Origin of the sequence: Pantoea sp. Taur (assembly GCF_009830025.1) — a bacterium.
In the GTDB taxonomy this organism is placed as follows: domain Bacteria; phylum Pseudomonadota; class Gammaproteobacteria; order Enterobacterales; family Enterobacteriaceae; genus Pantoea; species Pantoea communis.
In genome coordinates this window covers 106,750-115,338 of the sequence record NZ_SZZZ01000016.1, presented here as the reverse complement: position 1 = coordinate 115,338, position 8,589 = coordinate 106,750, and the positions used below count along the sequence as shown (strand labels likewise).

The 8,589-nt window shown below is 52.3% G+C and carries 6 protein-coding genes; 3 read left to right on the top strand and 3 right to left on the bottom strand.

Annotation, left to right across the window (positions count from 1 at the left end; translation table 11 throughout):
- The coding region (locus tag FD744_RS19520; RefSeq protein WP_202403470.1) for a transposase domain-containing protein at positions 1-186 on the bottom strand (186 nt) is incomplete at its 3' end.
- A gap of 440 nt (positions 187-626) precedes the next feature.
- Between FD744_RS19520 and polA the strand changes: the two genes are divergently transcribed.
- The gene (gene polA, locus FD744_RS19515) at positions 627-3,416 is read left to right on the top strand and encodes a DNA polymerase I (RefSeq protein WP_160869029.1); all 2,790 of its coding nucleotides are present in this window, start codon (positions 627-629) and stop codon (positions 3,414-3,416) included.
- A gap of 407 nt (positions 3,417-3,823) precedes the next feature.
- On the opposite strand, the gene yihA is transcribed toward polA, so the two are convergent.
- Positions 3,824-4,462, bottom strand: a complete 639-nt coding sequence (gene yihA / locus FD744_RS19510) for a ribosome biogenesis GTP-binding protein YihA/YsxC (RefSeq protein ID WP_058960150.1) — start codon at positions 4,460-4,462, stop codon at positions 3,824-3,826.
- Between the two features lie 550 nt (positions 4,463-5,012).
- On the opposite strand from yihA, the gene yihI reads away from it, so the two are divergent.
- A complete protein-coding gene (yihI, locus tag FD744_RS19505) occupies positions 5,013-5,534 on the top strand; it encodes a Der GTPase-activating protein YihI (RefSeq protein ID WP_034823909.1) in 522 nt (173 codons plus the stop codon).
- Between the two features lie 235 nt (positions 5,535-5,769).
- Entirely contained in the window at positions 5,770-7,143 is a 1,374-nt protein-coding gene (hemN, locus tag FD744_RS19500; RefSeq protein WP_160869028.1) for an oxygen-independent coproporphyrinogen III oxidase, read from the top strand.
- Positions 7,144-7,178: 35 nt separating this feature from the next.
- Here the strand turns inward: hemN and glnG are convergent, their stop codons facing one another.
- Positions 7,179-8,588 carry a nitrogen regulation protein NR(I) gene (gene glnG / locus FD744_RS19495; protein ID WP_034823905.1) on the bottom strand — a complete coding sequence of 470 codons (1,410 nt, stop codon included), beginning with the start codon at positions 8,586-8,588 and terminating at the stop codon, positions 7,179-7,181.
- Between the last annotated feature and the right edge of the window lies 1 nt (position 8,589).

The window sequence follows — 8,589 nt, the reverse complement described above, 5'->3', positions numbered from 1 at the left end:
AAAAAGTGCCATGCCGGTTACAGCCCAGACCATCATTTCCATCGATAAACGGCGCTTTCGTAACGTCACTGTCCCGGTATCAGCGAGACACTCGTCAATGAGTTCAGGAGAAAGGAGATCGGAAAGCCCCGAGAATTCCTGAGGCGTAAACTTATGAACGATATCGAGAGCCTGACTGAGAAGCATAAAAAAATCCGTAATCCCTGAGAGATTACGGATTCTTGCAGAACTGCCGGATCGTTCATCCGATCATTTTTGTCTTAACTGATCGGCATTACGGCGATGTCGGCGTTTTTACTCCCTTTCCCATGACGTAATAATGATATCCCCGTTAACCCTCCGCTTAATATCCACATGGACGATCACCTTTTCAAAAAGGCGCGCTTCATCACGGTAAGTTAATAACAGATTGAAAAACAATAACTTTTATTAGTAAAATGAGTGCAATTAACGTAAATAACAATACGTTATGAATTTTACGCACAAAGTTATCCACAGACCGATCCTTGCGATCCACTCCGCGTAACAATGAAAAAGATCCTGACATCCCTGCTCTGATTCAACATTCCTCTCTGGATGTGGCATCCTTATAGCCCTCATTATCGCAACGAAGAAAATACGAACCTATGGCGCAAATTGCAGAAAATCCCCTGATTCTGGTAGACGGATCCTCTTATCTCTACCGGGCGTATCATGCCTTTCCGCCGCTGACCAACAGTGCAGGCGAGCCCACGGGCGCGATGTACGGTGTGCTCAACATGCTGAAAAGTTTGCTGATGCAGTATCAGCCGAGCCATGTGGCCGTGGTCTTCGATGCGAAAGGCAAAACTTTCCGCGATGAATTATTCGAGCACTACAAATCGCACCGTCCGCCAATGCCCGACGATCTGCGTGCACAGATCGAGCCGCTGCACGAGATGGTCAAAGCGATGGGATTACCGCTGCTGGCGGTGACCGGCGTTGAGGCTGATGACGTGATTGGTACTCTGGCACTGGAAGCAGAAAAGCAGGGCCGTGCAGTGCTGATCAGTACCGGTGATAAGGATATGGCGCAGCTGGTCACGCCCGGCATTACGTTGATCAATACCATGACCAACACCGTGTTGGGCCCGGAAGAGGTTGAGCAAAAATACGGTGTGCCGCCTTCATTGATTATCGATTTCCTTGCCATGATGGGTGACAGCTCGGATAACATTCCGGGTGTGCCTGGCGTGGGTGAGAAAACGGCACAGGCGCTGCTGCAGGGCCTGGGCGGCATGCAGTCGATTTACGACAACCTGGATAAAGTGGCGGATCTCTCGTTCCGTGGCGCGAAGACCATGGCAGCGAAGCTAGAGCAGAATCGCGAAGTCGCATTCCTGTCCTATCAGCTGGCGACCATCAAAACGGATGTAGAACTGGAACTGGGTTGTGAGCAACTCACCGTTAACGAACCGGACGTTGAAAAGCTGCAAAATCTTTTCGGCCGTTATGAATTCAAACGCTGGATCACCGATTTACAGGACGGCACCTGGTTGCAGGGCAAAAAGAGCAATGTGCAGGCGCAGAAATCGCTGGCGACTGAACCTGTGGCTGCGGTGGCGGAAACCGCTAGCGTGCTGTCATCTGACGGCTACGTCACCATTTTGGATGAGGCAACCTTCGACGAGTGGCTGCAAAAACTGAAAAAAGCAGAACTCTTTGCCTTCGATCTGGAAACCGATTCTCTGGATAGCTGGAGTGCCAACATTGTCGGCCTCTCCTTTGCGGTTGCGCCCGGTGAAGCCGCTTATCTTCCGGTGGCCCATGACTATCTTGATGCGCCAGAACAACTCGACCGCAGCGACGTGTTGAAAAAGCTAAAACCGCTACTGGAAGACGCTAAATCTGCAAAAGTCGGTCAGAACCTCAAATACGATCGTGGCGTGCTGAAGAACTACGATATTGAGCTGAACGGCATTAAATTCGACACCATGCTGGAATCTTATTGCCTGAGCAGCGTCGGCGGCAAACATGATATGGATAGCCTGGCTTCGCGCTGGCTGAACCATAAAACCGTCACCTTCGAAGAGATTGCCGGTAAAGGAAAAAATCAGCTGACCTTCAACCAGATTGCTATCGAGCAGGCCGCTCATTACGCTGCAGAAGACGCAGATGTCACGCTGCAGTTGCATCTGCAGATGTGGCCGAAGCTGGAGCAGGAAGCGGGTCCGAAGCAGGTCTTCACCGATATCGAGATGCCGCTGGTGACCGTGATTTCACGCATTGAACGCAACGGCGTATTGATCGATCAAAACATCCTGGCCAAACATTCGCAGGAGCTGACCGCACGTCTGGCGGAACTGGAGTTGAAAGCGCACGAACTGGCAGGCGAGCCGTTTAATCTCTCCTCCACCAAACAGCTGCAAACCATTCTGTTTGAAAAGCAGGGCATCAAGCCCACTAAAAAAACGCCGGGTGGCGCACCGTCAACCAGCGAAGAAGTGCTGGCTGAACTGGCGCTGGACTATCCGCTGCCCAAAGTGATTCTGGAGCATCGTGGCCTGTCTAAGCTGAAGTCGACTTATACCGACAAATTGCCTTTGATGATCAATCCGGTTACCGGCCGCGTGCATACTTCTTATCATCAGGCGGTCACGGCCACCGGACGTCTCTCATCTACCGATCCCAATCTGCAAAATATCCCAGTGCGCAACGATGAAGGCCGTCGTATTCGCCAGGCTTTTATCGCAGGTAAAGATAATCGCATCGTTGCGGCTGACTACTCGCAAATTGAACTGCGCATCATGGCGCATCTGTCGCAGGATAAAGGCCTGCTGGATGCGTTTGCGCAGGGTGAAGACATTCACCGCGCGACAGCGTCAGAAGTCTTTGGTGTTGCGCTGAGCAAGGTTTCAGGTGAGCAACGCCGCAGTGCCAAGGCAATTAACTTTGGCCTGATTTATGGCATGAGCGCCTTCGGTCTGTCGCGCCAGTTGAATATCGGTGCTGGCGAAGCGAAAAAGTATATGGATCTCTACTTTGAGCGTTATCCGGGCGTACTGCGTTACATGGAAGAGACTCGCACCCAGGCGGCCGAGAAGGGCTACGTGGAGACACTGGATGGTCGCCGCCTGTGGCTTCCGGACATCAGCTCCAGCAACGCCATTCGTCGTAAGGCGGCAGAGCGCGCGGCGATTAACGCCCCGATGCAGGGCACCGCAGCGGACATTATCAAACGCGCGATGATCGCTGTAGATGGCTGGTTACTGCAACAGCAGGATGACGCTGTGAAGATGATCATGCAGGTACACGATGAACTGGTGTTTGAAATCCACAAAGACGCGGTAGAGAGTGCGAGTGCGACGATCCGCCAACTGATGGAGAGCAGCATGAAACTTGATGTACCGCTGCAGGTTGAAGTGGGAACGGGCGATAACTGGGACCAGGCGCACTAAGGAACGTTGTCGGCGGTATATCTATGCCGCTGACATCGTCATAAGAAAAAAGTTTACTTAATCGGTTCAGCAACGATGTAAAGCCGCTTGTTAAATGCGCATTTTGTAAATGCCTATCGGCTAAGCATTTTTTTAGTAATTAAACTACACGCCTTAAGCCAAAGTGTGACGGACCCGGTAAAAAAGATGTGGAATCCTGAAACTTAACAACAAAAAACCCTTTGTTGGTCAGGAAAAATCAGGTAAAGTTCATCGCGTAGGGTACAGAGGTAAGATGTTCTATCTTTCAGACCTTTTACTTCACGTAATCGGATTTGGCTGAATATTTAGCCGCCCCAGTCATTTATGACTGGGGCGTTTTTTATTGGGCTTTTTCTGAAAAGCGGGTCGTAAACCCGCACTTCACATTACGCAGAAGGGGCTTCTTCATCTTCCTGCGCCGGTTCCAGCTCACTGAACCAGCTATCCAGTTTCTGGCGAACGATATCAACGCCGATCTTCTTGAGTGATGAGAACATCTCTACCTGCACATCACCCATAAAACTTAATGCTGCCTCACGCACCAGTTTGAGCTGCGCTTTACGTGCACCTGATGCCAGCTTATCTGCTTTAGTTAACAGCACCAGTACAGGGATGCCGCTCTGGACTGCCCATTCAATCATATTCTGATCGAGGTCTTTCAGCGGATGGCGAATATCCATCAGCACCACCAGGCCTTTCAGCGCCTGGCGCTTCTGCAAATATTCAGACAGCGCACGCTGCCATTTACGTTTCATCTCTTCCGGGACTTCGGCGTAGCCATAACCCGGCAAGTCGACCAGGGTTTTCCCCTCGACGACCTGGAACAGGTTGATGAGCTGAGTACGACCTGGCGTTTTACTGGTACGCGCCAGGCTTTTCTGGTTGGTGATGGTATTCAGCGCGCTGGATTTGCCTGCGTTAGAGCGTCCGGCAAACGCGACCTCAATGCCCACATCTGCCGGTAAATGGCGAATATCCGGGGCGCTGAGCACGAAGTGGGTCATGTGATAATTCAAAGCAGACAAAGTAAAGCTCCAGCAAAGTGATTCGTTCAATTGGGCTGATTATACCTGTTATGGCGCAAAAGTGCCCGATAGCGTCTTAACGCGCCACTTTGTAAGAGATCGACGATAATTACTGCCAGTCATTACCGATTAATAGAATGTTCATATGTTGGATATCGTAATATTTTCAATAAGATAAGTAGATATTGAAAATTACCGCTCTAAATTAAAGACATGTCTCACTTGTTCATTTTACTGATTGGTCTACATTTGGTGTCAGTGCACGGCAGCACCCATCAGGATGATGCGCTCAGGAGTGTCGGGGATGACCAGGAGCATGGCAGGATGTGATTCAGGTACGAGTCGGACAAGGAAAAGGATTACTCGCAGGAGCGATGAGGCGAAGGAGCAACCGGGACGTTGAGAGCTGTAAAGGATTTATACCGTTATTCCTTCAGTAGAAGGTGCGAAATAAGGCGATAGCATAGGCTATCGCCTTTTTTCTTTGTCATCTTTCTGCTAGATTTCGCCGCAATTCTATACTGAAGAAAAATCGCCGAGACCGGACACCATGAAGCAACCTGCACCAGCCCAGCGTGGCAAACCTGCTGCTAAAGCCAAACGCAAATCGCGTGAAGAACTGAACCAGGAAGCACGCGATCGTAAACGCGATAAAAAGCACAGCGGCCATAAAGCGGGCAGCCGTGCTAACCCGGAAACCAAAGGCGCTGGCAAAGGCCAGGGTCAGAAAAATGCCGATCCACGTACTGGCAGTAAAAAACCGGTTGCGCTGGTGGCCGATGGTAAAACCGTACCGGAGAAAAAGCCGGTAGCGAAAGCCAGGCCGAAAGCGGAGAAGGTTCGTCTGACACCGGAAGAAGAGCTGGCGAAGCTGGAAAATGATGAACGCCTCGACACCTTACTGGATCGTCTGGAAAGTGGTGAGACACTCAGCGCTGAAGATCAGGCATGGCTCGATCAGACGCTGGATCGCATTGACGAACTGATGGAAACCCTCGGTATCGCGTTGGATGACGGTGCTGAAGATGAACAAGCCGAAGTCGATATGATGCGCTTGTTAAAAGGCAACTAAGTCATTTTTGATCGGCATGCGCATTTGCGCATGCCGCGCTAAACAGGTATTCGCTGATGCTTTGGCCTGGATCAATTTTAGCGCTGCTGCTGACATGTTATCTCCTGTGGTTATTGTTTAAACTTCGTCGCCTGTCGCGTCTGAAGTCGCGTTTACGCCGGCGTACGGCTCACCGCTATCTCTCCTCTTCTGCAACGCGACCCTCCCTCAAACGACGTCACCGTAAGGAGTGAGCATGTCATCGCAGCAGATTGAATGGGACCAGCGGCTGATTGAAAAATACAATTACGCGGGTCCGCGTTACACCTCATACCCCACTGCGCTGGAGTTCAATGAGAACTTTGGCGAGGCAAGCTTCCAGTTTGCGGTTGAACGCTATCCTCAACGTTCCCTGTCGCTGTATGTCCATATTCCGTTCTGCCATCGCCTTTGCTACTTCTGCGGCTGTAATAAGATTGTGACGCGCCAGCTGCACAAGGCCGATCGCTATCTGGATGTGCTGGAGCAGGAAATCCGCCAGCGTGCGCCGCTGTTTGCCGGACGCCGCGTCACGCAGTTGCACTGGGGCGGTGGTACGCCAACCTTTCTCAATCAAGCTCAGGTCAGCCGGCTGGTGGCGCTGCTGCGTGGCCATTTTGAGATTGCTGATGACGTTGAGATGTCGATCGAAGTCGATCCACGCGAAATTGAGCTGGCGATGATCGATCATCTGCGTGCTGAAGGTTTTAATCGCCTGAGTATGGGTGTGCAGGACTTCAATAAGGCGGTGCAGGAGCGCGTCAATCGCGTGCAGGATGAAGAGACTATCTTCGGGCTGGTTGAGCGTGCGCGTGCGCGAGGATTCCGCTCAGTCAGCCTGGATCTGATTTACGGCCTGCCGCTCCAGACGCCCGAAAGCTTTGCCTTCACCTTACAGCGAGTCATCGCGCTTAATCCCGATCGTCTCAGCGTATTCAATTACGCGCACATGCCGACGCTGTTTGCTGCACAACGCAAAATCAAAGATGAAGAGCTACCTGGTGCGGAACAGAAGCTGCAAATCCTGCAGCAAACCATTGGCACCCTAACGGATGCAGGCTATCAGTTCATCGGGATGGATCACTTTGCCAAACCGGATGATGAGTTGGCCATTGCGCAGCGTGCGGGTGAACTGCACCGCAACTTTCAGGGGTACACCACGCAAGGCGAAACCGAGCTAGTCGGATTCGGCGTCTCAGCGATCAGTATGCTGGGAGACAGTTATGCTCAGAACCAAAAAGAATTGAAAGAATACTATGCCAGCGTGGAGCAGAGCGGGAACGCGCTATGGCGTGGTTTGACACTAAGCGACGATGACTGTCTGCGCCGTGATGTCATCAAAACGCTGATTTGTCATTTCTCATTAGATTTCGCGGCGATTGAAGCGCAGTGGCCGATCACCTTCGAAACCTATTTTGCGGAAGATTTAGCGTTACTGGCGCCTTTGATGGCGGATGGTTTGCTGGAACGGCGTGGGCGTAGTCTGCATGTCACAGGAATTGGGCGTTTACTGATTCGTAATATCTGCATGTGCTTCGATCGTTATCTGCGCCAAAAGGCTTGCATGCAGCAATTCTCGCGGGTGATATAAAAATCAGGGGAGCATCGCGCTCCCCTGATTCTCACTTATTCCATTCCGAGCTCTTTCAGTTTACGCGTCAGGGTATTACGACCCCAACCCAATAAACGTGCGGCTTCCTGCTTGTGTCCCTGAGTGTGACGCAGGGCGGTGGTGAGCAGCGTGCGCTCCATCTCCGGCTGCGCTTCAGAGAGCAGGTTTTGATGACCGGAACGCAGCGCGCGGTCCGCCCATTGTGCCAGCAAGGTGGCCCAGCTATCCGGCAGAGACTGCACTGGATTGTCCGGCGTGCTCGACTCAAACAGCTCCGGCGGCAGATCCTGAATCAGTACTTCCTGGCCTGCAGCCATCACGGTTAACCAGCGACAGGTATTTTCCAGCTGGCGTACGTTACCGGACCAATGCAGGCGCGTCAGCGCGGTTTCGGTTTCCGGATGCAGAATCTTCGCTTCGACGCCTAACTCACGCGCGGCGACTTGCAGGAAGTAGCGCGCCAGACGTGGGATATCTTCGCGACGCTCACGCAGCGGCGGTAAGTGCACGCGAATCACGTTCAGGCGATGGAACAGATCCTCACGGAACTTGCCTTCCTGCACGCGCAACTCAAGGTTTTGGTGGGTTGCCGCGATAATACGCACATCCACTTTCACCGGTGCGTAGCCGCCCACGCGATAGAACTGGCCATCGGCCAACACGCGCAGCAAGCGGGTTTGCACGTCGAGCGGCATATCACCTATTTCATCAAGAAACAGCGTGCCCCCATCGGCCTGTTCAAAACGGCCCTGACGGATCTGATTCGCCCCGGTAAAGGCCCCTTTCTCATGCCCGAACAATTCGGATTCGATCAGGTCTTTCGGGATTGCCGCCATATTCAGCGCGATAAACGGTGATTTGGCACGCGGGCTGTGACGATGCAGAGCATGCGCCACTAACTCTTTACCGGTACCCGATTCACCATTAATCAGCACGCTGATGGAAGATCGCGACAAACGGCCGATGATGCGAAACACATCCTGCATCGCCGGCGCTTCGCCAATGATGTCGGTTGTCGGGCCGCTTACCGGCTGATTACGCGGCTGCTGCTGTTCCTGATAGTGACTGATCGCACGTTCAACCAGCGCGACCGCTTCATCAATATCAAACGGCTTGGGCAGATAATCGAACGCGCCTTGTTGATATGCGCTGACGGCGGCATCAAGATCCGAATGCGCGGTCATTATGATGACCGGTAGCATTGGGTGACGCTGTTTAATCTGTTTCAGCAGCGCCAGTCCATCCATGCCCGGCATGCGAATATCCGATAACAATACATCTGGGGTTTTACTTGAGAGTGCATCCAGCACCTCATTGCCGCTGTCAAATGTCGCGCAGCTCAAACCGGCTCCAGTGAGCGCACGTTCAAGCACCCAGCGGATGGAGCTATCGTCATCGACGATCCAGACTATCCCTCGTTGCATA

Bases quoted from the DNA above. Each gene is read 5' to 3' on its own strand.
- polA (WP_160869029.1), top strand. From the start codon at position 627: ATGGCGCAAATTGCAGAAAATCCCCTGATTCTGGTAGACGGATCCTCT.
- hemN (WP_160869028.1), top strand. From the start codon at position 5,770: ATGTCATCGCAGCAGATTGAATGGGACCAGCGGCTGATTGAAAAATAC.
- yihI (WP_034823909.1), top strand. From the start codon at position 5,013: ATGAAGCAACCTGCACCAGCCCAGCGTGGCAAACCTGCTGCTAAAGCC.
- glnG (WP_034823905.1), bottom strand. From the start codon at position 8,588: ATGCAACGAGGGATAGTCTGGATCGTCGATGACGATAGCTCCATCCGC.